Here is a 24,205-nt window from a genome sequence, read left to right on the forward strand (position 1 = left end):
TCAGGCTCCCAGCTCGCTTTGTAGACTTTCTTGCATACGACGCATCAGCACGATAGCGACTCCCAAACTCGTGTTCTTGCTAACCACGGCAAAGTGAAGATAGGGCGTGCCTTCGATAACTCTGAGCAAGAGATGTTCGGAATCCAGGGTGATTTGCATCTCTCGCAAACGGTTAGTCTTCGAGATTGCGCTTGCTGCCCGTTCCGCAGCAGCGATGACGTCGGAGAAGAAAACCGGTGTGATATCGGGCTCAAAGCAATGAGCCTCGATTGTCGTGAAATGAAGCCCCATTGCGTCTTTGGGTGAAATGAGTCCGGTCACGACAAGCCCCGGGCAGTCCTTGACGAACATATCGATTGCTTTCTTGAATCCATCGATCTGAACTTCAACTTCAGACACTTCCTGTGCAGGGCTCATGAATGGCCCTTTAAAGTCTTCGCTAGCTTCGTCAAGCTGGGCCTCACTCGCTCGTTCAATCTCCTCGAGTTCCTTTTCAGAGAAGAACGGGAATGCCCCTGAGTCTTCTTCGTCAAACGAAGAGGTCTCAGCCAACACCGACTGGATCGCCGGATCTGAGACCCTCATTCCCACATCGGTATTGTCGCGCTCCTCCTCGAAGGACTGCTCGTCACTACGTCTAAGCCCCTCCAACAAGAGATCTTGCCACCCGGTGTGAATCGTTCTTTCGTCCACGGTAAAGTCGGATTGCATGAAGATATCGCCCTGCCTCAGCGCCAACATTTGGTAGACCGCGTCCTCACCTCTCGCCCCGTCAAACTCGGAGTGAATCACTTCGCCCTTTTCAAAGAAGATCTTTCCGCGATGGTCGCGGTGTTTCAGATGAAGCAAGGTCGTGCGTTTGGCCAAGCATAACATCTGAATGATATCGGTGAGCTCCAGGTCGGAGAGGACTCCCTGAAAGCCTTCCTTTTCGTCCAATATCTCCAGAATTACATCGCGCAATTCAGCAACATTGAACGGTTTCTCGATATAATGAGTTACGCCGATCCGGTCCGCAAAGTTCTGAACTCGCTGAGTTCCAAAAGCGGTCATGATAATCACACGCGCTTCTGGCGCAGCTTCTTTGGCGCGTAGGATGAGCTGGAAGCCGTCGAGACGTCCCGGCATCTTGATATCGCAGACCAAGAGGTCGATCGGGCGCGACTTCAATAACTCAAATCCTCGCTCACCCGAGTTTGCCGTGATAATGGAAATATCATCACGGTTGGGGAAGAGGTTCTTTTCGAGCGCCCAAAGCAAGTGCTCTTCTTCGTCCACGATGAGAACATGATACATGGTACAAAACCCGGATGCCGACGTTTGAGATTGGTCGTTAATATACATGGAAGACGGATGGTGGCAAGTTGGCTAACGCTGACGACCTTCATGATTCTATTGACTTGCACGAGCTGCAAATCGGCTCCGGCCTTGCCAGACGACGAGGTTGTCGGCCGCGCCCCCGAGTCAAAAATTGAACTCGTTGATGATGCGATGGCGTATCGTGTTCTATGGCAAGAGGACTCCATTCGCGTGGTTTTTCGACTCGTTTCCCCTCCACCCAACACACGACTTTTTCTGCCCAAAGATGCTCAGGTTACGCTTCAAGACGCCCGCGACGAAGCTGGACCCATATTCACCACCATCGATCGGTCGGCCAATCATATCGACGTAAACACGACCGACTCGGAATGGGTAGAGCTTGAGTACGTGGTGAAGCTCGAGGCGAGGGAGACTCGCTTCGCGCCAAGCTTTCACAACAATATACTGGTGCTACTCGGCCCAACATTCCTGGTTTTACCGGCTCGCCAATTGCTCTCTAAAGTCGGAGCAGTCCCCATCGAAGTTCACCTTCCAACTGACTGGAAAGTACTGACAACGTGGCGGGAGTCTGGGAGGAAGCCTAGCGCAACCCATCCCGGGTTTGATGTGATTGGACTGCGAGCCGAAGAAGGCATGGTCCTCAGCGACGCTTTCTTCGTGGCCGGGAATCTCAAAGTTGAGAATTCTGGACCCCATCGAATTGCATTCTCAGAAGGACGTAATCTTGACCCTCGCGTCCCAGAGATCGTTGAGGAGGCTATTGAGTTGATGACCCAGAAACTCGGCTCACAAGGTACGGCAAACGTCTTTATTCAAGACGGCTCCGCAGACCCGAGTGATCTAGATGGACTCGGACGACGAAACGGCTTTGTGGTCAAACTACCCGACAGCCTCAATGCTCAATCAAAACTCCTGATTTTTCACGAAGCCATTCACCTCTGGAATGGCCACTGGCTTGTGCCGAGGGACCAAGAGGAGCAGGAGCTCCGGTGGTTTGTGGAGGGTGTGACTCACTATCTGGCCCTGAAACTTGGCTGTGAGTCACGGCAACTGAGCGAGGAATTTGCGTGGACCGAGGTCGCCCAGAATTTGGGCGCCTATGAGCAAAATCCTGTCCGAACCGTGAACCCTGTCACCGAGCTTGATCAGCTTCGGTTTCCCTACGATCACGGATTTGTGCTCGCTCTCTACGCCGACCTCACTCTAAAACCGGACGTGGAGATCTTCGATTGGCTGAACTACCTCGCCAAGGCCTCCGCTCCCCCTGCCCGATACTCGAGTACCGACGTCAGAGTCGCGCTTGAACAAATCAGCAAGAACTCAAACCTAATCTGGCAATTCGCGGAATCCCGAGTACCCCTTGAGAACGTTCTCCGAGAAGCTGGACTTCACCTTTTGCCCCCAACGTCTTCGCGACCTCCGAAGTTGAGCAAGCTTGCGGGCGTACCGAAAAACGCTCATCAACTCTTTTCCGCCTGTGCCGCCTATGAAAACTGATTTTGAAGACAACTACAGCGACTATCTGCAAGACACACTCGGATATTCGCCGAGCGCTTGGGACATGTGCACGTCAGCGCAAAAGATCGAACACGACCGAATGCTTGACGCGAGTGACGAAGACGTCCTCGGAAGTAACCCCAAAGAACTCTCACCTTGCACTCAGTGGGCATGGATTAAGCGAGTCTTGAGATTGGATGTAGAACGAGCGACCAAAGAAGTTCTCTCACTGATTGCTCAATGCCCAAGCGAACTCGAGGTGGACGAAATCATCGAGTACACCTGCCTCGAGCTTGCGAAACACCAGGAAGCCCTTGCAGCAAGTTTTCTGGACGGACTAAAGGATCACGACGCTCTGGTTGAGACGTGGCGGGCCCATTTGAGCTCGAACCCCGAAGAAATCTTGAATTCGATAGGGAAGACCGCGCCTGAGGGCGAGGAATCGCGTGCGGAGTTCATCGCAGATGCACTGGTCGATTCAGCAGAGATTCAAACCTATCTCGGTCACCATGAAGTCGCACTCAAACTGCTCGATTTGGCTCAAAATGAGCTAGTCGATATTCAGTCGTCCACCCTGGTTGATATTGAGCTTGCGAGACAAAGATTACTGCATCACGAATGATGACGTGATCTCGGTGGCCACACCTTGCCAACGTGCGAACTTCCAGCGGTCCATATGTGACCGCATGCAGATATCAAACTCGGTGTTGGCGACCGAAGCTGGTTGCACACCGTATTTGCTAACGGAACCCGTGGGCTCCACCGTGATCTTGATATGAATCTTGTTCGCATCAAGGGTCGCTCCGCGCCGCATATGCCGCTCCCGACATTGCATGACGGATTGTCGAATAATTCTAAAGCCATCCCGCGCGGCGTCTTTGGAGAGAGTGGTCGCACTACTTCCAGCCGCGCCAATCGTATCCTCGGGACGATTGATTGCGGTGGACCCTGACCTGGCCGCAGTTGGACTCGTATAACTAAGCACAGATTGTGCGGTCACCGGTTTGTCCTCTTCGGGCGGCTTCTCTTCTGCTTTAGCGACGGCTTGAGGCTCAGTGCTTGTTTCGCCTTTGGTAGCCGCAACTTTTTTCGGTTCCGGTCTATCTTCCAGGCCCGCTTTCGTAGGTTCTTGCGGGGACTTCTCAGCGACCTGCGCTTGAGTATTCTCAGCTGGCTTCTCCGGCATCGCCATCTCTTCAGGAGTCGGGTCTGCAGGAATCACCTCTTCTTCGAGCTCAATTCCCATATTGGAAAGTTTGCCCTTGGAATACACCTTCTCAACAGGGACACGCGCGGGCTCTTTCTTGGCCACTTCAGCGAACGGCCGCTCTTCCGGAGCCTTACCCGCAAAATAATAGCCGATGGCACCAGCAGATATACCAACGACCACGAGCGCCCCCAGCATGAATCCCAGCTTCTTCTTGCGCCCTTCCTTCTTGATACTATCGAGCTGGATGAGCAGCGAGCCGGTGGGAACCTGAGAGTCAGGAGTATGGCTTGATTCAAGTTTTGGAACGCTATCAAAAAACGGAATCAAACCGGAGTCTTGAGGAGACTCCAACTCCGCTCCCTTTGCCCAATCGTCCAGAACTTGATCTTCGGGTTCTACCTCACCTGAGTCGGAAGGCGCTTCCTCGAAAAGTGCGGCCGAAAAAGGCTTGAGCTCAAAAGCCGGAAGCTTTGGCTTCTCAGGGGCTGGCTCCGGCTTCTTATTCTCGACCTTTGGCTTGGAGTCGAGCATCGTATCAGGGAAGGTGATCGATGCGGTATCGTCGGGAGAATCAAACGTCGGAGTTGGAAGCTCAGGCTTCTTCTCGACCGCCTTCGGTGCAAGTCCCGCGGCGAGAGAGCGCTTGTTAGTATCAGGAACGTCGTTCTTTAGCTTCTCTCGCAAGGCTTCAAGACGATCTTGCCTTGGTTCCTTGCGTTTTTCGTCCTTCTTTGAACCGATGTCTGGGCTCTTTTTGACGCCCAAGTCGGGAACGAAACCCTCTTGCTTGCCTTTCGGCGCCTGGTCGGCCTTGATGGCCTCTAGCGGACCGGTAAACCCGATAGTCTTTGCCCTAGGCTTAACGGTTTGACCTTTCGCGAGCGAGTCATGAAAAGCAGGTACTTCTCGGACGGGCTTCCATTGCACGATCGACTCGTGCCAGACGTAGGCCTCGTCTCCGAGCGACCCGTTCTCAAACTTCTCGCGTAGCGCCTTGAGTGTGAAGGGACCAGATGACTGGCCATTAACCGAATAATGCCAATTGTTTGGCGGAACTTTAGGCCCACCCGGAGCGGGTGGAGGAGAAGGTCGAGAGCCGAGGGCTGTTGGTTCAACACCAGTGGCCAAAGGCGCTTCTTGCTCCTTTACGGTAATGATATTGCCGCAGCTTTTGCATCGGACCTTCAGTACTTTTCCATGAACTTTTTCATCTGGAATTGAGTACTTGGTATTGCATGCGTCGCAATAGAACTTCATCGCGTGGGCTCGTCTGAATTTCCCTGTAGAGGCCGCCCGGAATGTATGGGCCAATTTTAAATGACCCCGCCCCGCCCGGCAATGGCGGAGACTATCACAAGGCAAAACACTTGCCTACAGTCCATCTAATCCCAGACGACAATTATCCTAATACCCACAGTCCTAAAATGACTACAGGTCCACTGATTGCCCACACCAACGCCGTGTATCCCATGATATCGCGGGCCCTAAGTCCCATGATTCCCAGAAGTGGAAGGGCCCAAAACGGCTGCAACATATTCGTCCACGCGTCTCCGTACGAGAGCGCCATCACCACAGTGCTCGCTGGGATTTCCAATACACTGAGCGCCTCGACCATCAAAGGCCCCTGAACTGCCCACTGCCCTCCCCCGCTGGGCACAAAGAAGTTGACGGCCCCTGCGGAAAGGAAGGTCAGGATCGGGTAGGTGCTCTCAGACGAAATGGCAATAAATGCCTCGCTGATCTGAGCGATTAATCCCGAGGAAGTCAGAATCCCCAGAATTCCAAAGTAGAGTGGAAATTGAATGATGATCGGACCCGCGCCGCGAGCTCCATCCAGAATGGCCTCCACATAAGACAAGGGCGAGCGGTGTAAGAGCAAACCTAAACCGAAAAAGAGGAGGTTGACGGTATCGAGGTGCCAAGCCGCAACTCCCGTTGAGAAGAGCAGGAAAGCTACCCACGAGAGTACCAAGAGTCCAAACCCAACTCCGAGCCAAGGTCCATGCTCAAGTTGGCTCACAATCCCGCTGGCGCCGCCTCTCGCCTTTTCAAGAGGCTCGTCCATCTTCAGAGAGGGTTCAATGACGTTTTCGCTGGGTGTCAGAACCCAAAAGAGACCCGCCATCACCAAGATCAGTGAGCTCGTAATCACCATGTTCATTGGCGCCAAGATCGTTTCCGTAATGGGGATCACACCGATTGAGTCGACGAGGAAGTGATTGGCCTCCGCGACCTTTAAAGGTGCTGACCCAGAAAGCCCCCCGTGCCATACGACGAACCCCGCATAGCCGGCAGCGCCTAGAAGTGGGTAGTGGACCTTGATGCCCCTGGATTTGAGAGATTTCCCCATTTCCCGTGCCATCAGCGCCCCGACAATCGCGCCGAGGCCCCATTGGATCAAGCTCGCCGCGCAAGCCACGAGCAAGACGACCACAACAGCGACCCTAGGACTGTTGACGCGCGACGTGATAAAACGCACCAACGACTGAATAGGCGGCGTCAATGCGAGCGCATGCCCTACGAGCAGGATAAGACACATCTGGAGGGCGAACTTCATCAAGCCTGTTGAAAAAAGCTCTTTAAACCACCCGTGGCCGATCAAGCTCATCCGTTGACCGACGCTCAAATCCTGAACTTCGGCCCCAAAAACCAGCGCCGAGACCCACACGAAAAGGCTCAAAAGTAGGGCAAACACCATGGGATCTGGAACGACTCGCTCCGAGATATCCGAGAGTTTTGACCCCCATTTCGAGATCATTGAGACACCGTTTGAACAACTTCAATGACCTGAGTTTCTACTTCCCGCAGCTTTGCTCGGCACTTCTGCAAGAGGTCAGTGGCTCTCGAAACATGGTCGACTAACTCATCGACCGAAACCTGATTGGACTCAATACCTTTAAGGATTTTCTCTATCTCGTCCATGGCTGCTTTGAATTCAAATTTCTCGTCGTCTGCCATTTAGTGATCTCCACGTTTAGTGATTTCCAGAACTCGAGACGTGACGCTTCCATCCCCAAATTCCAATTCAACATCTTGCCCTACTTCCAACTCATCGACGCTCGAGCGGACCGCGCCTTTCGCCCGCAGGAGTACAAAGCCCCGCTCCAATGAACGGCGAGGGTTCTCTGATTCCACCTTGCTCTCCAAGAGGTTGAGGCGAGCGGTGGCACGCTCCAGATATTGATTTAAAGATGTAGAAAGCCTCGTTTGAGCGCGCTGGACCGAACCCTCTTCGCGTTCACACCTCAGCTTTGCGTGCGATTCCAGCTGTGTCCGGAAACGATCGATGACTCGACCTTTAGAATCAAGATGTCGTTGTGCCCCAGTCTGAATGCCTCGAGCCAAGTCTTCAAGCGCGCGCTCTTCTTTCGCAACTGATTCTACCAAGAACTGAGCCACCGCAGTGGGTGTCTTAAATCCCCGAGACACACGGTCCATCACTGTTTGATCTCGATGGTGTCCGATCCCCGTCAGGACAGGGAGAGGAAATCTCATGGCACTCAGTCCCAGCTTGAACGAATCAAACCACCCGAGGTCCGACACTGAACCTCCGCCTCGTGTGATCACTAGAACGTCGTAGTCATCGCGAAGCTGCGCGAACCGGATGAGGCCATCCATTACACTCTCTTCCAATGCAACCCCTTGCATCTTCGCGTAAAACACCCCGACATCAAACGCGAATCCACTACGCCGGAGCTCATCCAAAAAGTCCGCTTCAGCATCCGTTGAACGCCCTGTGATCAATGCTATGCGCAGAGGAGCCCGCGGAATCGCCATCTTTCGGTTCGTGTCTAAATCGCCTCTCTTCGAAAGCTCCGCCAGAATCTTGGAACGACGAAGCTCGGCATCGCTTCCCAAAGACTCGAGGTCGATGTCTTTGATGCTCACTGAAAGGCCACCCGTCTTCACATAGACGCCTGGCTGAACCAGGAAGCGATACGTCCCACCGTCCTTTAACTCATGACCGATCGAGGCCAACGACTGCGTCAGCCGGATACGGTCGTCGTTCCACATTACCGCGGCGACCTTGGCATTCACGGTGCCGTCTCGATGCCTTTCCACCAATTCAAAATATGCGTGTCCCTTGGGCCTGATTTTGGTCCATCCTACGAGCTCGGACTCAAGCCAAACGGGCTCCTGAAAACTCTCTTGTACGATTTGAGCAAGTTGACGGTTCAACTGACTGACCGTCGTCACGTCCGGGTTATCGCCCCCGTCCAAGAGCGACGCTCGCGCCCCCGGTGTCAATTTAAAGTGCAGATGGTCCAATCGAATCAAGAGCTCTTGGCCCTGCGTCAAGGGTACCTTCCAAGACCTTGTATCCGAGTCGAAATAAGCCCCTTGAACCCCGGCAACAGCATCCCTGCAAGCCGCGTCGTACGGGAATCTAACCTCAAAGGTCTTTTCATGTTCAAGGAAGTCGATGACTCTCATCGTTTCATTCCCCCTGAGGGAGACAAGCGAGTCCAACCGAGCCGATGCAGCGATTTACGATACGATTATCGTCAGCAAAAATGCACGCCTCGCAGCTAAAGCCTTCGGAGCACTCTTGTTGATCGCAACTTGCACGGCATGTGTATTCAAAGCACACTTGGTCGCCGGGACAACCTACGCTCTCATCACATTCAGCGGTTTCAACGCATGCCTGGATGATCGCCAAGAGCCCCAGCAAAAATAACCCCAGAGCACGCTTCATGATTCGTATCCTCTTTGTACTCGTTCAAAACATCTTGTCTCTAACGCTCTGGGTTCTGGCAACCCCATTTTACCTGATTGGAAAACTCAAAGGTCCCGGCCAAGTTTGGGTGGAACTAAATTTGGAGCCGGATTTCCCGATCTCAGCCCCAAAGAGCCGGTGGCTACCAAAACCCTATACCTATTTGAACCTGCGTTCAGACCTGCTCGAGATCAAACAAGCAAAACGGTGCAAGGGAGTCATCGTGAGTTGGGATCAACCGCTTGCGATGGGGCCGGCCAAGCTCGCTGAGATCAGACGACTCCTCGTCGAAATACGTGAGGCTGGAATCGAAGTGGTGTTTTTCTGCGACCAACTCGACACACGTGACTATCCATTAGCCACCGCAGCGACACACATCGTACTGAACCGCGCTGGGCGGCTCTACACCTTCAAGCCGCACATGGAACTCTATTTCTTCAAGGGGCTCTTTGAGAAGTTTGGCCTGGCGGCTCAGTTCGTACACGTCGGCGAGTTTAAGACCGCGGGACACCGCTTCATTCACCAGAACGCACCTCGCGCTCAAGAATTGATGATGTCAGAACTACTCCAACGTCTAAATGCGGAGCTTGAAACCACTTGCGGCCCTCGTTTCTCGCCAGCGCTCCACGAGTTGGCACCGATGGACGCTCGCAACGCGCTCAAGCATGGACTTGTCGATGCCGAGATTGGAGAACCCCTCTTGCCTAGCTTTCTCGCCGACTCTGAGAACTTTGACCCGAAGTCGGAGCTCGACCCCAAGAAGCTGCCACTTGTGATGAACATGGAAGGTTGGAGGGCGAGCAAGTTCGAAATGCCGTGGAAGCCCTTGCTAAGGAAGCCACTGATCGCTGTGATCGATCTAAGCGGTATGATCGTGTCGTCTGGAATGTCGGGCGCCGGCGCCCAGATTTCCCCTGATAAGGTCATCCCCGCACTAAAGGCCCTCAAACGAAACCGCAGAGTGAGAGCGGTTATCCTGCACATCAACTCGCCGGGCGGCTCGGCGAGTGCGAGCGAACAACTTTGGCAGGAGATTCAAGACCTGCGCCAGGAAGTTCCCGTGGTGGCGTGGTGTACGGATGTCGCTGCAAGCGGCGGCTACTATCTCGCGTGTGCGGCTGATCAAGTCGTAGCAGCCCCTGAGAGCATTGTGGGGTCCATTGGCGTTATCATGGGAAAGTTCAACCTTTCTGGCACCTCTGACAAGCTTGGTATTGGCGTGGAAACCATAGGTGAGCCATCACTCTTGAGCGCAGTTTCTGAGCTCGACGGCCAACTCTTGGAGAATATCCAGGCAGACATTCGGTCGTTCTATGCCACCTTCCTCGATCGTGTACGGCTCTCTCGTCGAATTCCAAGGCGAAAGCTCCATCGCTATGCACGCGGACGAGTCTATCTGGGAAGAGACGCTCAAAAGCGCGGATTGGTCGACGGCTTGGGTGGGTTCGAAGAAGCCTATCGGAGGGCTCTGGAGCTGACCCAATTGCCAGAAAAGGCTGTGGCCTTGACCTCTTACGCATACAAGGAACAGGACTTCCGAGCGCTCTTGAGAGAAAACCTACTTTATAGCGGTCAGGCCCAGGTTTTGGACAAGGTAGAGCGTCATCAACTCATCTTCGAAATGTTCCAAAATGAGGGCATGCTAGCTTGGTCGGGTATAACAACTAGATCTCAAGTCCCATGATGATCTTGTCTTCGCCTTGGGTGAAATAGTCTACCAACCTACCCTCCTCCACAAAACCAAATCTTGCGTAGAAGGCCCGTGCTGCCTCGTATTCTGGTAGTGATGATGTCGAGAGATAGAGCTTTCGTGCCCCAAAACGCTTCACCCCACGTATGACGGTATGAAGCAACATGGCGCCGTAGCCCTTGCCTCGATGAAATGGATTCACATAGGTCCACCCGAGCCAATAGATGCCTCGGGCCTCCGAGTCCTCAACGAAGTATCCGCTGACTCCTACGGGTTCTTTACTCTCTTGGTCCACAAGGACGAGATGTAGAGTCACGTCCTCGGCAAGATCAAATCGAGTGTCATGGAAAGCTCGTTTCGCGGCCCGATAGTCATCGGAATCGTGCAGCCGAATGATTCGAAGAGCCTCTTCGAGGTCAGCTGCGGTCATCGGCCGGATTTCAGGTCCTGAACCCGGAAAAAGACTCTTTGCGAATTGGGTCCACTTCACTCAACGCCCTAACATTTCGTCTAGTTTTCCCGACTTTTGTAGAGCTGCCACATCGGTGTAGCCGCCTACGGAGACGTCATCGATAAAGATCTGCGGGACGGTTCTCATCCCTCCACTAAGCTCCACCAGCTTCATTCTCATATCGGTATCATTGGTGACATCGATCTCTTCGAAAGGGACGTCGATATTCTGGAAGAGCCGCTTGGCCATATCGCAATAAGGACAATAGGTGGTTCGATAAATTACTACTTTTGCCATGGTCGATTACCTCCGTGCCTTCTGAGATTCTGCTTGGAGAACTCAAGATTCAAAATCATCAACTTCAAGAAATAAAAAAGGCACCCCAAGTGAGGTGCCCTACTCGGAAGTGGGTGTCGACTATTCGTCGAGACCCGAGAACACGAATGGGTACTGGATGATACAGATACCGCCGTTCGGCTTCTCAAAGCGAAGTCGTCCGATCACGCGTGTGATACAGCCTTCTACGCCTTTGTGGTTGAGGGTGGACTCTGCGATGGATGGCTCCATCACAGCACCGTCTAGGTTAACCTTCCACTGAGCCGTAACCTTACCCGAAAGTGTTGGGTTGGTTTGGAGCTCTTTCTCGAAGCAGTACTTGATTGCGGACTGACGCTGGTTGACCACGCGTCGAATGTTGTTCTTGTCGCAGAAGTCACCGATGCTCGGAGCACCTGTTTGAATACGCGACTTAACTTTCTTCGCTGCTTTACGTCCAATCTTAGCGCCGGTTCCTTTTCCGCCACCGGTATCGACTTTACCCAGGCCACCGATACGGCCGAAACCTTCACCGCCGCCGCCCTTGCCAACGCCACGCATGCCCATACCGCCGGCACCGCGGCCAACAACAAGGTCTCCGCCCTCGCCACTCATGGCCACGTTCATCTTCGAGTCGAAGCCGTCCGAGTCTGCAAAGATATTCTTGAGGGGACCAGCACCGAGCGCGTCAGCACTAAGAGCCTTATTGACACCGATATTCTTCACGTCGATTTCGTCGACCATTTCACCGTCGACTTTAGGGATCTTGGACTCAGGAATCTCTTCGTCTGGATCACCGAACTTGCCTTCCTCACCACCGGCCTTCTTGCCTGTCGTGTCTTCTTCAGGCTCATCGACCTCTTCTTCTTCCAAAGGATCATCCACATCGTCGACCATGTATTTCACGAATCGGTCGAGATTCTGCATGTCTTCGAGCTCAGGGTCGGCTTCAAACATGAGGAAAGCGGCCAAGAGGAACGCGATGTGTACGACGGCTCCAAGGAAGATCGTGAGCAAGAGCGGCTTATCAAAACGCTCACCGAACCCTCTCAAGGGAACAGCTTCGCCCTTCTCCACAAGTTGGAAGAAGATATTGACTGTACCAAGCTCTACGATACCCCAGTCGCCGTGCGTGAGACTAACTTCGTGAACGTCACTACCCACCTTGGTCGTTTTTTTCGACTCGACCAGTTCTTCCAGATCGAAATCTTCGTCGGATAGATTGAAGGTACCGTCTACTTTTTCCGTGACACGGAGTTTGTAGCCAGTGTCGGTGCGCTCGAACATTTCGAACGTAGCGGGGACTTCACTCGTCTCCACCACGAACATATTCGTATCGTCCGACCCAACGGTTACTACCGGATCGCTTGTCTGTGTAAATGTACGCTCTTGGAACACAGTTCCGTTCCAAACAAGCGCGACTCGAAGATTATGATTGCTAGAACTCACCTACGAACTCCTTTCGCCTCGTAGTCGTGTACGCTTTTTTCCGTCGTTCTATTCCGGGGGCCAGCGCCAGAGCCCACGCACCATACTGATGCGACCAGAAACCGTCAAGCGTTTGACCGCGCTGACAACGAAACTCGGATTTTGCGTCTACACGACTATACGTCTAAGTTAAAGCCGAGATTCCGAATCTCAGCGTCACCTAGTCAGACAGTGACGCGACGAGGAAGTTCCATGAGACGTTTAAAATACTGCATACTACTGCTTTTATTGAGCTTTCCGCTCAGCGCGCAGGAGAGCTTCGATTCGATTACCGTGAAACGAATCAAACCGGCAGATTTGCCAGATCCTTCCGAATCGGTCCTACCGGACGTTCTGAGGGGTGCGCTGATGCCGAAGATCCCGAACACCAGGGATATTGAAAACATGTACAAGACGGGGCGTTCGGCGATGGTGGAGGTCATCGTTGAACTGGCTCCGACGTCGAGTCTCCAACGCGATCCTATCATAATGAGAGGGCAAGCCGTGTGGCTCTCAGCGAATCAGGATGCTAGCTCTCCGGTGCTAGTCACGCCCGCGCATTGGGTGGATGGAGCGCGTCGGATCTTCGTCGCGAAACCTCAAACTCAGCCAAATTCTCGAGATCTCCCCAAGGCTCGCGTCACTACGCTCTCCGGCCTGAATACTCGACGAGACATCAAGAAGATCGCGAACGATTCCAATTGGACCGAGGTCAAGGTTGGCTCGATCGACAAGCACAGAAACCTCGCAACGATTGAGCATGACGTACCGGAGAGGGGGCTGGGGTTTATGGATGTGTCTAAGCAATCGCCCACCTACTTGTACGGGGTGTCTGCTTTGGTTGACGCGCCTCAACAAGCCATGATTCTTCAGGTAGATCCAGGTGAGAGTGATATCGTCTTCTATCTACAGTCGGACTATCCGGTTGCGCTTGGGGCGCCCCTGATAACGCCTTCAGCCGAGGTTGTTGCGTTGACAGCCATGCACCATCCCGAAAGGCCAGAATTGACCCTGATCATTCCTCCGCTCGCCCTCAAGCATTTTGTAGAGATTCAACAGGGGCTCAAAACATCAAAGCTCGAAACCGACGTCGATGAAGATTCCGAAGACAAGTAAACTCCTAGCTGCGGTATCCGGTGGAGTGGATAGCATGGTAATGCTCGATCTCTTGCACTCCGAGTGCCTTCGCGCTGACGTCCCACTTGTTGTGGCGCATATTGACCACCAACTTCGAAGCGACTCAGATCTCGATCACGCACTGGTCAAAGATATCGCTCGCAAGCTTGGACGCCCGTTCGAAAGCGCCAAGATCAACGTGCGCACCGGTAATAGCGTTCAGTCGCAAGCCAGGCAGCAGAGGTACGCTGCCCTGGTCCGCATCGCGAACGCGCGTGACATCGACACAATTGTTACGGCGCATCACCAAGACGACCTCAAAGAGAACCACGCGTTACAGACTGTGCTCGGCAGATTTGGCTCGATTGAAGAGCGCAGATTTATGACCGAATGGCACATTTTTCTTTGGCGCCCTCTTTTACACCTCTCCAAGACCGAAATTTACGAGATGGCCAAGGAGCGAGGCATCCAATGGCGAGAAGATCCTTCGAATTCGTCGGACAAGTACACTCGGAACATGGTGCGCATCAAAGGGGTCTCGGCCACCGAATCAGTGCCGGTTGCCACCACATCACCTCGACGAGTGGCTGCGTTTCGTTGGACTTGTGGTCCCGATTTGGAAAGTTTGATTAGCGCGTGCCGTGAGATTGAAGGTGTGGCATTATCGAGTCGCCAGATCGATCTCCTCGTTGAGGGCGCCCGTCGTGTCCATATACGAGGTGGTCTGGTCATCCGTCACGATGACTTCTTCGAGATTTGCCGCACTATCGGCCAAGGTGAACGGGCGTTGCCTGTTGAAGCACTTTCGCTTGATCGCGAGGTCAATTTCGTGAAACTGGAATTTTAAGAGACTTAGATGCATTAGAGGCATCTGATGGATAGCGTATAGGCTTCTCCTTTCGTTCGTTCGAGCCGCAAGGGCTCACAAGAGGTAGACGTGTTGAACAAAGTTCCCCTTAGGGGTTGGGTTATCTGGGGCGTGGTGATCATCCTTTTTGCGGTGATTTGGAATATCTTTTCCGAAACCACCCGAGAGGCCACTTCGATCAAATTTAGTGAGTTCCGAGCAGCCGTTGACGCGGGGCACGTGGAAAGCGTGGAAGTCGCAGATATGGAAGTGGTGGGCAAATTCGACGCCGACTACGCCAAAGAGAACAAGCGACCTGAGACCTTCAGAACGATGGGCCCGGTCGGTGAAGACCTTCAAGATGTCTTTGCAGCCAAAGGGATCACATACTCATTCAAGAAATCGGACGATAATGGCCTCTTTCAGCAAATCTTGGTTGCATCGATCCCACTGCTTCTACTCGTGGTCGTGCTCTTCTTCGTGATGCGTCAGTTCCAAGGCGGAGGCGGCAAAGCCATGACCTTTGGAAAGAGCCGCGCAAAACTCCTCAACGAGAGCGCGAATAAAGTCACTTTCAATGACATTGCGGGAATTGATGAGGCCAAAGAGGAGCTCCAAGAGATCGTGGAGTTCTTGAAAAATCCTAAGAAGTTCACCCGACTCGGCGGCCGGATTCCCAAGGGGGTACTTTTGATGGGCCCTCCAGGCACCGGTAAGACCCTTTTGGCTCGCGGTGTAGCCGGTGAGGCCGGTGTTCCGTTCTTCTCGATCTCCGGGTCGGACTTTGTAGAAATGTTTGTGGGTGTGGGCGCAAGCCGCGTTCGTGACCTCTTCGAGCAAGCCAAGAAACAAGCGCCCTGTATCGTATTCATCGACGAGATCGATGCCGTAGGCCGCCACCGCGGCGCCGGTATGGGTGGCGGGCACGACGAGCGTGAACAAACACTTAACCAGCTTCTGGTTGAAATGGACGGTTTTGAGTCTAACGAAGGGGTTATCCTCATCGCGGCGACCAACCGTGCCGACGTGTTGGATTCCGCACTTCTTCGCCCAGGTCGTTTCGACCGGCGCGTGATGGTGCCACCACCCGATGTGCGCGGTCGCGAACAAATCTTGAAGATCCACACGCGCCGGACCCATATCTCTAAAGATGTTGACCTCGGCAAGATTGCGCGTGGCACGCCAGGGTTCTCAGGCGCTGACCTCGAAAACCTCGTAAACGAAGCAGCTCTGCAAGCCGCAAGAGAAGGCAAAGAGAAAATCGAGAACGCTGATTTTGAGCACGCGAAAGACAAGGTCTTGATGGGTGCTGAGCGGAAAAGCGCGGTGATCGGCGAGAAGGAAAAACTTGTGACCGCCTATCATGAAGCAGGACACGCGCTTGTCGCGGTGCTTCAAGAGGGGACCGACCCCGTACATAAGGTCACGATCATCCCACGCGGTCGTGCTCTTGGCGTCACACAACAGCTTCCCCTCGAAGACCGGCTCACATTGAGCCGAGACTACGCGTTGAAGCGAATTGCCGTGATTATGGGAGGTCGTGCCGCCGAGAAGATCATCTTCGACCAGCTGACCACTGGCGCAGGAAACGACATCGAGGTCGCGACTGACCTGGCCCGGCGTATGGTTTGTGAATGGGGAATGAGCGATAAGATTGGTCCGATTTCATACTCGGACTCTCGCTCATCGCCTTTCGGAGCCTACTCGGGTCCAACTTCCGCAAAACCTTACTCAGAGAGTGTTGCCCAAGAGATTGATGCTGAGGTTCGAGAAATCGTGACCAGCCAGTACGACCTCGCTGAGAATCTTCTCAAGGACAATCTTCACCTTCTGGAATTGATGACTGAAGCTCTTGTGGAGTTTGAAGTCCTCGATTCGGACGAGATTCAAATGCTCATCGATGATCGAACCATCGACCGTCTGCGTGATGAGAGAGCGAAGGAAGCGGCCGAGAAAGAAAAGCACGATCAGGCGCAAGAGAAGGCTCCAAAGACCGGTTTCACCTCCAAGCTCAAGGAGCAGGGAGCAATTGGAGACTGGGCTCCCGGTAGCGCCACATAAGGAACCCCATGACTCTCAAGGTGATGGGGATAGTCAACGTCACGCCCGATTCGTTTAGTGATGGGGGAAAGTTCCTTGACGTGAATGCAGCCATTTCGCACGGCCTACAACTCCTAGAAGATGGGGCAGATATTCTGGACATTGGGGGTGAGTCCACGCGGCCGGGGGCTCAATCTGTGAGCGAGTCCGATGAACTCGCGAGAGTCCTTCCCGTGATCGAAGGGATCTTGAAAAAAAGGCCAGACGCAATCATCTCCATTGACACCACAAAGAGCGAGGTCGCGGCTCAAGCACTTGAGCTGGGTGCGTCAATCGTCAATGACGTCAGCGCGGGAACCTTCGATCCGAGAATCATGGAAGTGAGCGCAAATCACGGGGCTGAGCTTGTCCTTATGCACATGCAGGGAACACCTCGGACCATGCAGAAGTCGCCAAGCTACGAAGACGTCGTCGAAGAAGTTTTTGGCTTTTTATCAGCTCGCGCCCAGGCCGCTGAAGACGCGGGCGTTAGGCGAGAAAATATCATCTTGGACCCGGGTATCGGCTTCGGAAAGAAGCTCGAGCACAACCTCTTGTTGATCAAGAACCTTTCGCGACTTTCAGACCGTTATCAGGTCTTGCTCGGCGTTTCTCGAAAATCATTTATTGGCGAGTTGACAGGCCAAAAGGTGGACAAAAGACTCGCTGGAACATTAGCCACCCTGCCCTTTGCCGTCGGGAGCCGTGTCTCGATTGTTCGTGTTCATGACGTTCGCGAGACCGTCGACTTCTTGAAGGTGTTTGAAGCCTTGAGTTGAGTTGATTTTCTTGCTTGGCTTTGAGTTGCGCCTACAATCGCAGAGTTCTTGGGACCACACCCTTTCAGGATACGGATGGCCTTTCTCGACGACATACTTGCCGGAGTTCACCTCGGATTATTCTGGGCAGTGGTCGACTTCGCGCTCGTATTCTTCGTCATTTACAAGATCTTGCACCTGATCAAGGGAACCCGTGCTCTCCAGATATTGGGCGGATTAACGCTCATGGTTGTGATGTACTTCATTTCGAAGAACTCACTGATCACGCTGGAGACGACCCATTGGTTCATCGACAAGTTCATTGCGAACATCTTCTTGATCGCCGTCGTGATTTTTCAGGACGATATCCGACGAGCCCTCGCCAGATTCGGAAAACGAACCAGCGTGTCGTTCTTTTCGAGCAACCGAGCGATCGAGGAGGCCTCAGTTCTCGAAGAAGTGATCAAAGCTTGCTCACAGCTGCAGCAGCAAAAACTTGGAGCCCTCATCGCAGTTGAGCGTATCGCCAACTTGGACGAGATCACAGAAGACGGAGTCAAGCTCGACGCTGCGGTCACCAAAGATCTCTTGTTCAGCCTTTTCATTCCAGACCGTCAGAATCCGCTTCATGACGGTGCGGTGGTGATTCAGAAAGGGCGTATCAGCGCGGCAGGGTGCTTCCTTCCCCTTACAAACCTTCCGAACCTTGAGAAGTCCATGGGGACTCGGCACCGTGCGGCTCTGGGACTCTCCGGGGTGACCGATGCCGCCATTTGTATCGTAAGTGAAGAGTCCGGGCATATCTCGATCGCACATCGCGACCAACTCTATCGCGACCTTGATACAAATGAGATGCGAGACCTGTTGCAGCGAATCTTCAGCCCCGAAGGTCGAAACGATGAGTCGTTGGTGGAGCGTTTCCGACGCAATGACGAGAATGAGGAGCCCGTGACATGAGCCTCAAAGCGCAACTACATGGGTTATTCTTCGAGAATGCTGCCCTCAAAGGGGCGGCGTTTATCGTGACGCTCGTGCTCTTTGTTTGGGTTCGCGATGACCGAGAGGCGACAGTTGTGGCGACCGCTCCGGTTAGGATTGTGATTCCGGAAGGCATGGTGATGGTAACTTCCCCGGTCGACCGAGTACGATTGACGGTGCGTGGAAGATGGTCGGATGTCAGCCGCTTCGACCCCACAGAATTGCAAGCAGTAACCCTCGAGGCAACAGGCGAGCGTGAACAAACACTCTCGATCTCAGAAGACGCGGTCATTCTGCCGGGTTCTTTGCAAGTGGTTACGATTCAGCCCGAAATGATTCGACTCCAGCTCGAGCCACAGGAGCGGCGCATCGTGAGGATCCAACCACGCATTGTGGGGCAACCCAAGGAAGCATATCGAATCGGTGCCGTGGTCGTAAATCCACCGGAGATCGAGTTTTCGGGGCCCAAAAATATCATCGACGATATGGAAGCCGTGTGGACCGAGCCTATCGATGTCTCCGAGATCTCAGAGTCGATCGACCGCCGCGTTCAGTTGCGGCCGGAGAGCCCACTCGTCGCATTTGATGCGAATGTCAACGTGAGTGTCCGCATCCCCATCGAGACCCTTGAAGTCACGAGAACGATTCAGGACATCGAAGTGGCGGCGGTTAACACCACCAAAAACGTCGTGATGCGCCCTCCGGTCATCTCCGCGACGGTTCGTGGGCCAAAGTCGATGGTGGACAATACTGAGAAAGACCAGATTATGGCTACGATCGACCTGAGCGCCGAGGAAAGGCGCGGGCCGGGAACCTTCGAAAAACAGCCACAAATCAAAAACTTGCCCGAGGGCTTAACCCTCGTGGACTTCCATCCTAAAGACATTATAGTCACCACGACTCGCCCTGATCCTCCACGTCCCGAAGAATAGTGATATTGCAATTTCTGGGGGAAGGCTTTAACTGCGGCATTGGTTGAATTTTTTAGAGGAGTTCAAGTGAGTCAGCGCCAACTTTTTGGAACCGACGGAATTCGTGGAGTTGCCAACGAATTTCCAATGACCGCTGAGGTCGCAGTGAGGCTGGGCCAGGCTATAGCGCATCACTTTCGCTCGAAGTCTGCGCAAGAGTCGCATCGAACCCGAATACTTATCGGAAAAGACACCCGAATTTCAGGCTACATGTTTGAGAGTGGGCTCGCTGCCGGGATCACCAGTATGGGCGCCGATGTCCAGCTCGTGGGGCCCCTGCCGACCCCGGGCATCTCTTTCCTCACAACCGGTATGCGTGCCGACGCTGGTATCGTTATTTCGGCGAGCCACAATGCGTATCAGGACAACGGGATCAAGATCTTCGGACGCGATGGATTTAAGCTCCCTGACCACGAAGAAGCCGCCATTGAGGCACTCGTGATGTCGGAGACTCCGCCGGTGTGTGACGCGCGAAGTATTGGAAAGGCGGTCCGCATCGACGACGCCACGGGCCGATACATCGTCTTTTTGAAGAATACGTTTCCCAAGGACTTGAGCCTCGATGGACTGCGAATCGTGCTCGATTGTGCCAATGGCGCGGCGTACAAAGTGGCGCCGGCCGTACTAAGAGAACTCGGGGCAGAGGTCTTCACCCTTGGCGTTGAGCCCGATGGCTACAATATCAATCATAAGTGCGGGAGCCTCTACCCGGATAGCCTCGCGGCAAGAGTGCGCGAGACCCGAGCCGATATCGGGATTTCCCTCGACGGTGACGCGGATCGCGTGATTCTAGTAGACGAAAAAGGAGCGGTGGTTGATGGAGACCGCATCATTGCTCTTTGCGCGATATCTCTCCAAGAAAGTGGAGAGCTGCAGCAAAACACCGTGGTCACAACTGTGATGAGTAATATCGGGCTTGAAATCGCCCTTCGAAAGCGCGGTATTCAACTCGTTCGCTCCAACGTCGGCGACCGATATGTGGTCGAGGCGATGCGCGAAGGAGGTTTCAACCTCGGTGGGGAGCAATCCGGCCATATTATCTTCACGGATCATACGACCACAGGTGACGGCATGCTTGCTGCACTTCAGGTTCTTGCGATTATGCGAAGGCGCAGAGCGCGCCTTAGTGAAGTTGCTCAGGTCATGACTCCAAGCCCCCAGGTGCTCATCAATATTCAAGTGCGCCAGAAGCCTGACCTTGAAACACTTGAGCCGCTGCAAAAAGCACTGGCCGTTATTGAGTCAAAGCTCGGAGACTCGGGACGCGTTCTGATTCGCTACTCGGGAACTGAACCTAAGGCCCGTGTTATGGTAGAAGGGCCAGACGACCAGTTGGTGCATGAGTTTGCGAATCAGCTGGCGGAAGTTCTAAAGGCTGAGATCGGAGCATAGGTATGAGTGTGTTTCCTCGTTTAGGTGTCAATGTGGACCACGTCGCTACGATTCGACAGGCTCGTGGCACGCGGTATCCCGACCCGGTTGACGCTGCGTATATCGCGGAGCGCGCAGGTGCGGCTCAGATTACGGTCCACCTTCGCGAGGACCGAAGACACATCCAAGACCGCGATGTTGAGCTTCTGGCGAAGACCGTCACCACCAAGCTGAACCTCGAAATGGCCGCGACGCCCGAAATGGCGGAGATTGCCAATCGAATCCGTCCTCATATGATTACGTTGGTGCCCGAGAAGCGCGAGGAGAAGACCACTGAAGGCGGCCTAGAAGTTGCCGGACGCGTGGGATGGATGAGGGATTACGTGGACTCCATTCGACCTTCTGGGGCGCAGATTAGCCTCTTCATCGACCCAAGCGTGGAGCAGACTCAGGCTAGCGAGGAAGTTGGAGCGGATATCGTCGAGTTCCATACAGGCGACTATTGTGCGGAGCTTGTGGCATTCCCGAGTTATGAGGAATGGAAGGTTCATACCGAAATCGAATTCGAGCGCATCGAGCGGGCCGCGAAACTCGCCTACTCGCTCGGCTTGATTCCCGCGGCTGGCCACGGGCTGACTTACGAGAATGTGGTTCGAGTGGCGACGATCCCGGAGATTGAAGAATACAATATCGGGCATGCCATCGTGGCACGGGCCGTGATTGTGGGATTCGAAAATGCTGTAAAACAGATGCTCGAGAGTTTGAGGCAGGGGTTCATTTCCCGGAAGATTGAATGAAGCCTTTGGTCAATGCGGAGCAAATGCGTGAGATGGACCGCCGAACCATAGTGGGCGGTATCTCAGGCTTTGACCTCATGGAAAGGGCTGCAACCGGTGCCGCTGATTTTATCTGCAAGGACTCTCCAGATCTCTCGTCCATCAGCATTTTAGCAGGCGTTGGAAATAATGGCGGAGACGGTCTCGCGCTAGCACGAATTCTGGATAAGAGGGGCGTGCGAGCCCACGTGTTCTTGGTGGGTGATGCTTCGAGAATGAGCGCAGAGTCGCGTCGAAATCTGGAACTCTTGGCCCAGACCAGCGTTGAAGTGACACGTCTCGACGCCGTCTCTGGCATAACGGCCGAGAATGAGGTCTGGGTTGACGCACTCCTTGGCATCGGTCTCGATCGCGAGCTTAAGGGCATCTACGCCGACACCATGACATTTCTCCAGAACCAGGCCCGAGTCTATGCGCTCGATGTACCGAGCTTTGTGCAAAGTGACACGGGTGCGTTCATGGGCCCCACGTACAGAGCCCATGCAACGATCACCTTCGGAGCACCAAAAGTCGGGCTCTTTCTCGAGCCGACTCGAGGTTTGAGGGGCGAGCTTGAAGTTGTTGATATAGGAATCCCCGGTGACATCGCGGACGATGTTGGGCATCGCGCTTATCTGGTTGAATCATCTGACTTGGTGCGTCCCCGGAGACCAGCGGACTTCCACAAAGGAAGAGCCGGACGCGTTCTGATCATCGGAGGAAGTCCCGGAATCGTTGGCGCGAGTGTTCTCGCCGGGAAAGCAGCGCTCGCTGGTGGTGCTGGTTTGGTCACGATTGGAACTACGCGCGAATCTTCGGCATCAATCGGACTCGTCCACCCTACTCTGCTCTCGAAGCCACTTTTGGATGCTGAAGACCAAATCGAGCACTCGCTAGCCGAGGCCGATGTCGTGGTTATCGGTCCAGGCCTCGCGCCGAACGATGCCGCTCTCAAGATCCTAGAGGCGGCCCGCGTGGTTTCAAAACCTGTGATTCTGGATGCCGGTGCGCTTCATCTTTTGAAAGACAGGGCATTACCCTCGATGTGTGTGATAACGCCGCACCCGGGTGAAGCCGCGATGCTGCTCGAGAGCTCGGTGGAGGAGGTTTTGGCTGCACCTTTGGAGGCGGCCCGAAAACTCTCCCTAAAGTTCAACGCGATTGCGGTGTTGAAAACCTCGCGAACCCTCATCGATGATGGCCGACTCACCTACATCAACTCGACTGGCAATCCTGGGATGGCTGTGGGAGGCATGGGCGATGTTTTGACCGGAATCCTCGCAACCCAGCTCTTAGAAGAGGGCTTCACCGCCGAAGCTTGCGCCAAAGCGGTATGCCTTCATGGCCACGCCGCCGACGTTGCTACCAAAAACTTTGGAGAACGTGGACTTGACCCCTTGGATCTCATCGAGGCCCTCAAGAGGCTTTGGCCCGAGTTGGAGGTCCAGTGAGAGTTTGGTTGCTGGCTTTGATGCTCGTGGCTTGCGTGCCGGAACCTTCAGACCCTGTGTCCTTCGGTCAGCTCTGCTCGCCACCAAGTGACGAGTGTCGAAATGACGCTGTGATCTACCGAGACTCGGTTGGCCGAAACCAGTTGGACTTCACGGTCAGCAATGTTGGCGACAATACAGCCTTTGTTTCCCTTCAGGCTTTTCGGCCTGGAGAGTCCGACGTACCGATCGTGACCTCCGAGCTCGAGTTAAGCCAGGGAGAGACAGCCGGGCAGCGTTGGACACCCCAGGAACTCGGCGTTTTTTCTCCATTGCAGATCCAACTCGATTGCGCCGGGTGTGAAGCCCAGGCGGATTTTGTTCTGACCTCGGTGCCCCTCGAATGCATTTCTGACGATGATTGCGGCTCCGGCTGGTTTTGCGACACAAATTCTCCGGGACGTTGCGTCGAATGCCGGTCAGATTCGGAGTGTTCGCTTGATCAACGCTGCGACATTGCCCGTGGTCGGTGCGACCCACCTGACGGAGAAGGCACGTGCCAGCACGCGGGCGGTATACCTTTGGTTTTGACCTTGATGTTGATCTGGCCATTTTTGAGACGCCGCCGCCCTGCCCTCGTGCTCTCGTGCGCACTCGTCTTGACGCTACCGACCTCCTCAGATGCGGCAGCACCAGTCGCGAGCCTTGGTATCGGTGTAGGTCCTCAGATCATGACTGGAGAGTTAGGCGATTTGACTCAAATGGGATGGGGCCTTGGAGTCAGCCAAGAACTGCGTTGGAGGTACGCTGGGATGAGAACGGCCGTCGGCGCCACGTACTTTCTTACGAACCAAAACGCCCCGCCCTTCTCAAAAGGTCTGCAATCGTACTTCTTTCAGATCGGTCCCCGGGCATTTATCCCGGTAGGGCCCGTTGAGATTCCAATTGGCGTGGACTACTCACGACTTGGTTTGGCCTCCAACACACTAGTCCAAATCACTGGCATTGAATCCGGCTACAATGGGCTCAACGTGACTACAGGAGTCAGATTCCGGTGGTCAGGGCTCGAGGTTAGAGGAGATTTGGAGTGGCAACCCTACCTGAATTTCCCAGGGCAATTCATCGGCGCCCGTTTATCAATCGCACTTGTTCCTCGTTAGACTTGCGAGATAC

22 protein-coding genes are annotated in these 24,205 nt (G+C 54.0%); 13 read left to right on the forward strand and 9 right to left on the reverse strand.

Annotation, left to right across the window (positions count from 1 at the left end; all coding sequences use genetic code 11):
* On the reverse strand, nucleotides 1-1,296 hold the full coding sequence (locus FRD01_RS04675; RefSeq protein ID WP_249756010.1) for a DUF4388 domain-containing protein: 1,296 nt from the start codon (nucleotides 1,294-1,296) through the stop codon (nucleotides 1-3).
* A gap of 57 nt (nucleotides 1,297-1,353) precedes the next feature.
* Here FRD01_RS04675 and FRD01_RS04680 point away from each other — a divergent pair, with 57 nt between their 5' ends.
* Both FRD01_RS04680 and FRD01_RS04685 read left to right on the forward strand, forming a co-directional pair.
* A complete protein-coding gene (locus FRD01_RS04680) occupies nucleotides 1,354-2,817 on the forward strand; it encodes a M61 family metallopeptidase (protein ID WP_249756011.1) in 1,464 nt (487 codons plus the stop codon).
* Nucleotides 2,807-3,439: a hypothetical protein gene (locus FRD01_RS04685; protein WP_146958086.1), complete on the forward strand. Its 633-nt coding sequence runs from the start codon at nucleotides 2,807-2,809 to the stop codon at nucleotides 3,437-3,439. The genes FRD01_RS04680 and FRD01_RS04685 overlap by 11 nt, the downstream gene beginning before the upstream one ends.
* Here FRD01_RS04685 and FRD01_RS04690 read toward each other — a convergent pair.
* The 5 genes from FRD01_RS04690 to FRD01_RS24165 all read right to left on the reverse strand — a co-directional run bounded on the left by FRD01_RS04690 (nucleotide 3,422) and on the right by FRD01_RS24165 (nucleotide 8,723).
* Nucleotides 3,422-5,284, reverse strand: a complete 1,863-nt coding sequence (locus FRD01_RS04690) for a GYF domain-containing protein (RefSeq protein ID WP_146958088.1) — start codon at nucleotides 5,282-5,284, stop codon at nucleotides 3,422-3,424. The genes FRD01_RS04685 and FRD01_RS04690 overlap by 18 nt on opposite strands.
* A 142-nt stretch (nucleotides 5,285-5,426) precedes the next feature.
* Complete coding sequence (locus tag FRD01_RS04695) at nucleotides 5,427-6,785, reverse strand: short-chain fatty acid transporter (protein ID WP_146958090.1); 1,359 nt, start codon at nucleotides 6,783-6,785, stop codon at nucleotides 5,427-5,429.
* Nucleotides 6,782-6,985 carry an exodeoxyribonuclease VII small subunit gene (gene xseB, locus FRD01_RS04700; RefSeq protein WP_146958092.1) on the reverse strand — a complete coding sequence of 68 codons (204 nt, stop codon included), beginning with the start codon at nucleotides 6,983-6,985 and terminating at the stop codon, nucleotides 6,782-6,784. The genes FRD01_RS04695 and xseB overlap by 4 nt, the downstream gene beginning before the upstream one ends.
* Complete coding sequence (gene xseA, locus FRD01_RS04705) at nucleotides 6,986-8,461, reverse strand: exodeoxyribonuclease VII large subunit (RefSeq protein WP_146958094.1); 1,476 nt, start codon at nucleotides 8,459-8,461, stop codon at nucleotides 6,986-6,988. It abuts the gene before it with no gap.
* A gap of 4 nt (nucleotides 8,462-8,465) precedes the next feature.
* On the reverse strand, nucleotides 8,466-8,723 hold the full coding sequence (locus tag FRD01_RS24165) for a hypothetical protein (RefSeq protein WP_249756012.1): 258 nt from the start codon (nucleotides 8,721-8,723) through the stop codon (nucleotides 8,466-8,468).
* On the opposite strand from FRD01_RS24165, the gene sppA reads away from it, so the two are divergent.
* Nucleotides 8,722-10,428, forward strand: coding sequence for a signal peptide peptidase SppA (gene sppA / locus FRD01_RS04715; RefSeq protein WP_249756013.1), 1,707 nt, complete (start codon nucleotides 8,722-8,724; stop codon nucleotides 10,426-10,428). The genes FRD01_RS24165 and sppA overlap by 2 nt on opposite strands.
* Here sppA and FRD01_RS04720 read toward each other — a convergent pair.
* The 3 genes from FRD01_RS04720 to FRD01_RS24600 form a co-directional block, all read right to left on the reverse strand.
* Complete coding sequence (locus FRD01_RS04720; protein WP_146958100.1) at nucleotides 10,409-10,924, reverse strand: GNAT family N-acetyltransferase; 516 nt, start codon at nucleotides 10,922-10,924, stop codon at nucleotides 10,409-10,411. The two genes, sppA and FRD01_RS04720, sit on opposite strands and share 20 nt — an antisense overlap.
* The gene (grxC, locus tag FRD01_RS04725; RefSeq protein WP_146958102.1) at nucleotides 10,925-11,182 is read right to left on the reverse strand and encodes a glutaredoxin 3; all 258 of its coding nucleotides are present in this window, start codon (nucleotides 11,180-11,182) and stop codon (nucleotides 10,925-10,927) included. It abuts the gene before it with no gap.
* 120 nt (nucleotides 11,183-11,302) lie between these two features.
* Nucleotides 11,303-12,649, reverse strand: a complete 1,347-nt coding sequence (locus FRD01_RS24600; RefSeq protein WP_146958104.1) for an AgmX/PglI C-terminal domain-containing protein — start codon at nucleotides 12,647-12,649, stop codon at nucleotides 11,303-11,305.
* A 231-nt stretch (nucleotides 12,650-12,880) separates the two neighbouring features.
* Here FRD01_RS24600 and FRD01_RS04735 point away from each other — a divergent pair, with 231 nt between their 5' ends.
* The 10 genes from FRD01_RS04735 (at nucleotide 12,881) to FRD01_RS04780 (ending at nucleotide 24,192) form a co-directional block, all read left to right on the forward strand.
* The gene (locus tag FRD01_RS04735; RefSeq protein WP_146958106.1) at nucleotides 12,881-13,783 is read left to right on the forward strand and encodes a hypothetical protein; all 903 of its coding nucleotides are present in this window, start codon (nucleotides 12,881-12,883) and stop codon (nucleotides 13,781-13,783) included.
* Nucleotides 13,761-14,630 (forward strand): tRNA lysidine(34) synthetase TilS, encoded by an 870-nt coding sequence (tilS, locus tag FRD01_RS04740; protein ID WP_146958108.1) that lies wholly within the window; start codon nucleotides 13,761-13,763, stop codon nucleotides 14,628-14,630. Before FRD01_RS04735 ends, tilS begins: the two co-directional genes overlap by 23 nt.
* Nucleotides 14,631-14,720: 90 nt before the next feature.
* The gene (gene ftsH, locus FRD01_RS04745; RefSeq protein ID WP_283808707.1) at nucleotides 14,721-16,691 is read left to right on the forward strand and encodes an ATP-dependent zinc metalloprotease FtsH; all 1,971 of its coding nucleotides are present in this window, start codon (nucleotides 14,721-14,723) and stop codon (nucleotides 16,689-16,691) included.
* Nucleotides 16,692-16,699: 8 nt separating this feature from the next.
* Nucleotides 16,700-17,488, forward strand: coding sequence for a dihydropteroate synthase (gene folP / locus FRD01_RS04750; RefSeq protein WP_146958109.1), 789 nt, complete (start codon nucleotides 16,700-16,702; stop codon nucleotides 17,486-17,488).
* A gap of 75 nt (nucleotides 17,489-17,563) precedes the next feature.
* A complete protein-coding gene (gene cdaA / locus FRD01_RS04755; RefSeq protein WP_146958111.1) occupies nucleotides 17,564-18,424 on the forward strand; it encodes a diadenylate cyclase CdaA in 861 nt (286 codons plus the stop codon).
* Nucleotides 18,421-19,377 (forward strand): CdaR family protein, encoded by a 957-nt coding sequence (locus FRD01_RS04760; protein ID WP_146958113.1) that lies wholly within the window; start codon nucleotides 18,421-18,423, stop codon nucleotides 19,375-19,377. The genes cdaA and FRD01_RS04760 overlap by 4 nt, the downstream gene beginning before the upstream one ends.
* 66 nt (nucleotides 19,378-19,443) lie before the next feature.
* The gene (gene glmM / locus FRD01_RS04765) at nucleotides 19,444-20,808 is read left to right on the forward strand and encodes a phosphoglucosamine mutase (protein WP_146958115.1); all 1,365 of its coding nucleotides are present in this window, start codon (nucleotides 19,444-19,446) and stop codon (nucleotides 20,806-20,808) included.
* 2 nt (nucleotides 20,809-20,810) lie between these two features.
* On the forward strand, nucleotides 20,811-21,584 hold the full coding sequence (locus FRD01_RS04770; protein WP_249756015.1) for a pyridoxine 5'-phosphate synthase: 774 nt from the start codon (nucleotides 20,811-20,813) through the stop codon (nucleotides 21,582-21,584).
* Nucleotides 21,581-23,053: an NAD(P)H-hydrate dehydratase gene (locus FRD01_RS04775; protein ID WP_146958117.1), complete on the forward strand. Its 1,473-nt coding sequence runs from the start codon at nucleotides 21,581-21,583 to the stop codon at nucleotides 23,051-23,053. The genes FRD01_RS04770 and FRD01_RS04775 overlap by 4 nt, the downstream gene beginning before the upstream one ends.
* Complete coding sequence (locus FRD01_RS04780) at nucleotides 23,050-24,192, forward strand: dickkopf-related protein (RefSeq protein WP_146958119.1); 1,143 nt, start codon at nucleotides 23,050-23,052, stop codon at nucleotides 24,190-24,192. Before FRD01_RS04775 ends, FRD01_RS04780 begins: the two co-directional genes overlap by 4 nt.
* The last annotated feature ends 13 nt before the right edge of the window (nucleotides 24,193-24,205 follow it).

This window comes from Microvenator marinus (assembly GCF_007993755.1).
GTDB lineage: Bacteria > Myxococcota_A > Bradymonadia > Bradymonadales > Bradymonadaceae > Allomicrovenator > Allomicrovenator marinus.

Coding starts and splice junctions, on each gene's coding strand:
- xseA (WP_146958094.1), bottom strand. CDS start 8,461: ATGAGAGTCATCGACTTCCTTGAACATGAAAAGACCTTTGAGGTTAGA.
- FRD01_RS04690 (WP_146958088.1), bottom strand. CDS start 5,284: ATGAAGTTCTATTGCGACGCATGCAATACCAAGTACTCAATTCCAGAT.
- FRD01_RS24165 (WP_249756012.1), bottom strand. CDS start 8,723: ATGAAGCGTGCTCTGGGGTTATTTTTGCTGGGGCTCTTGGCGATCATC.
- grxC (WP_146958102.1), bottom strand. CDS start 11,182: ATGGCAAAAGTAGTAATTTATCGAACCACCTATTGTCCTTATTGCGAT.
- FRD01_RS04735 (WP_146958106.1), top strand. CDS start 12,881: ATGAGACGTTTAAAATACTGCATACTACTGCTTTTATTGAGCTTTCCG.
- FRD01_RS04770 (WP_249756015.1), top strand. CDS start 20,811: ATGAGTGTGTTTCCTCGTTTAGGTGTCAATGTGGACCACGTCGCTACG.
- cdaA (WP_146958111.1), top strand. CDS start 17,564: ATGGCCTTTCTCGACGACATACTTGCCGGAGTTCACCTCGGATTATTC.
- FRD01_RS04775 (WP_146958117.1), top strand. CDS start 21,581: ATGAAGCCTTTGGTCAATGCGGAGCAAATGCGTGAGATGGACCGCCGA.
- sppA (WP_249756013.1), top strand. CDS start 8,722: ATGATTCGTATCCTCTTTGTACTCGTTCAAAACATCTTGTCTCTAACG.
- FRD01_RS04695 (WP_146958090.1), bottom strand. CDS start 6,785: ATGATCTCGAAATGGGGGTCAAAACTCTCGGATATCTCGGAGCGAGTC.
- folP (WP_146958109.1), top strand. CDS start 16,700: ATGACTCTCAAGGTGATGGGGATAGTCAACGTCACGCCCGATTCGTTT.
- FRD01_RS04760 (WP_146958113.1), top strand. CDS start 18,421: ATGAGCCTCAAAGCGCAACTACATGGGTTATTCTTCGAGAATGCTGCC.
- tilS (WP_146958108.1), top strand. CDS start 13,761: ATGAAGATTCCGAAGACAAGTAAACTCCTAGCTGCGGTATCCGGTGGA.
- FRD01_RS04680 (WP_249756011.1), top strand. CDS start 1,354: ATGGTGGCAAGTTGGCTAACGCTGACGACCTTCATGATTCTATTGACT.
- xseB (WP_146958092.1), bottom strand. CDS start 6,985: ATGGCAGACGACGAGAAATTTGAATTCAAAGCAGCCATGGACGAGATA.
- FRD01_RS04675 (WP_249756010.1), bottom strand. CDS start 1,296: ATGTATCATGTTCTCATCGTGGACGAAGAAGAGCACTTGCTTTGGGCG.
- FRD01_RS04685 (WP_146958086.1), top strand. CDS start 2,807: ATGAAAACTGATTTTGAAGACAACTACAGCGACTATCTGCAAGACACA.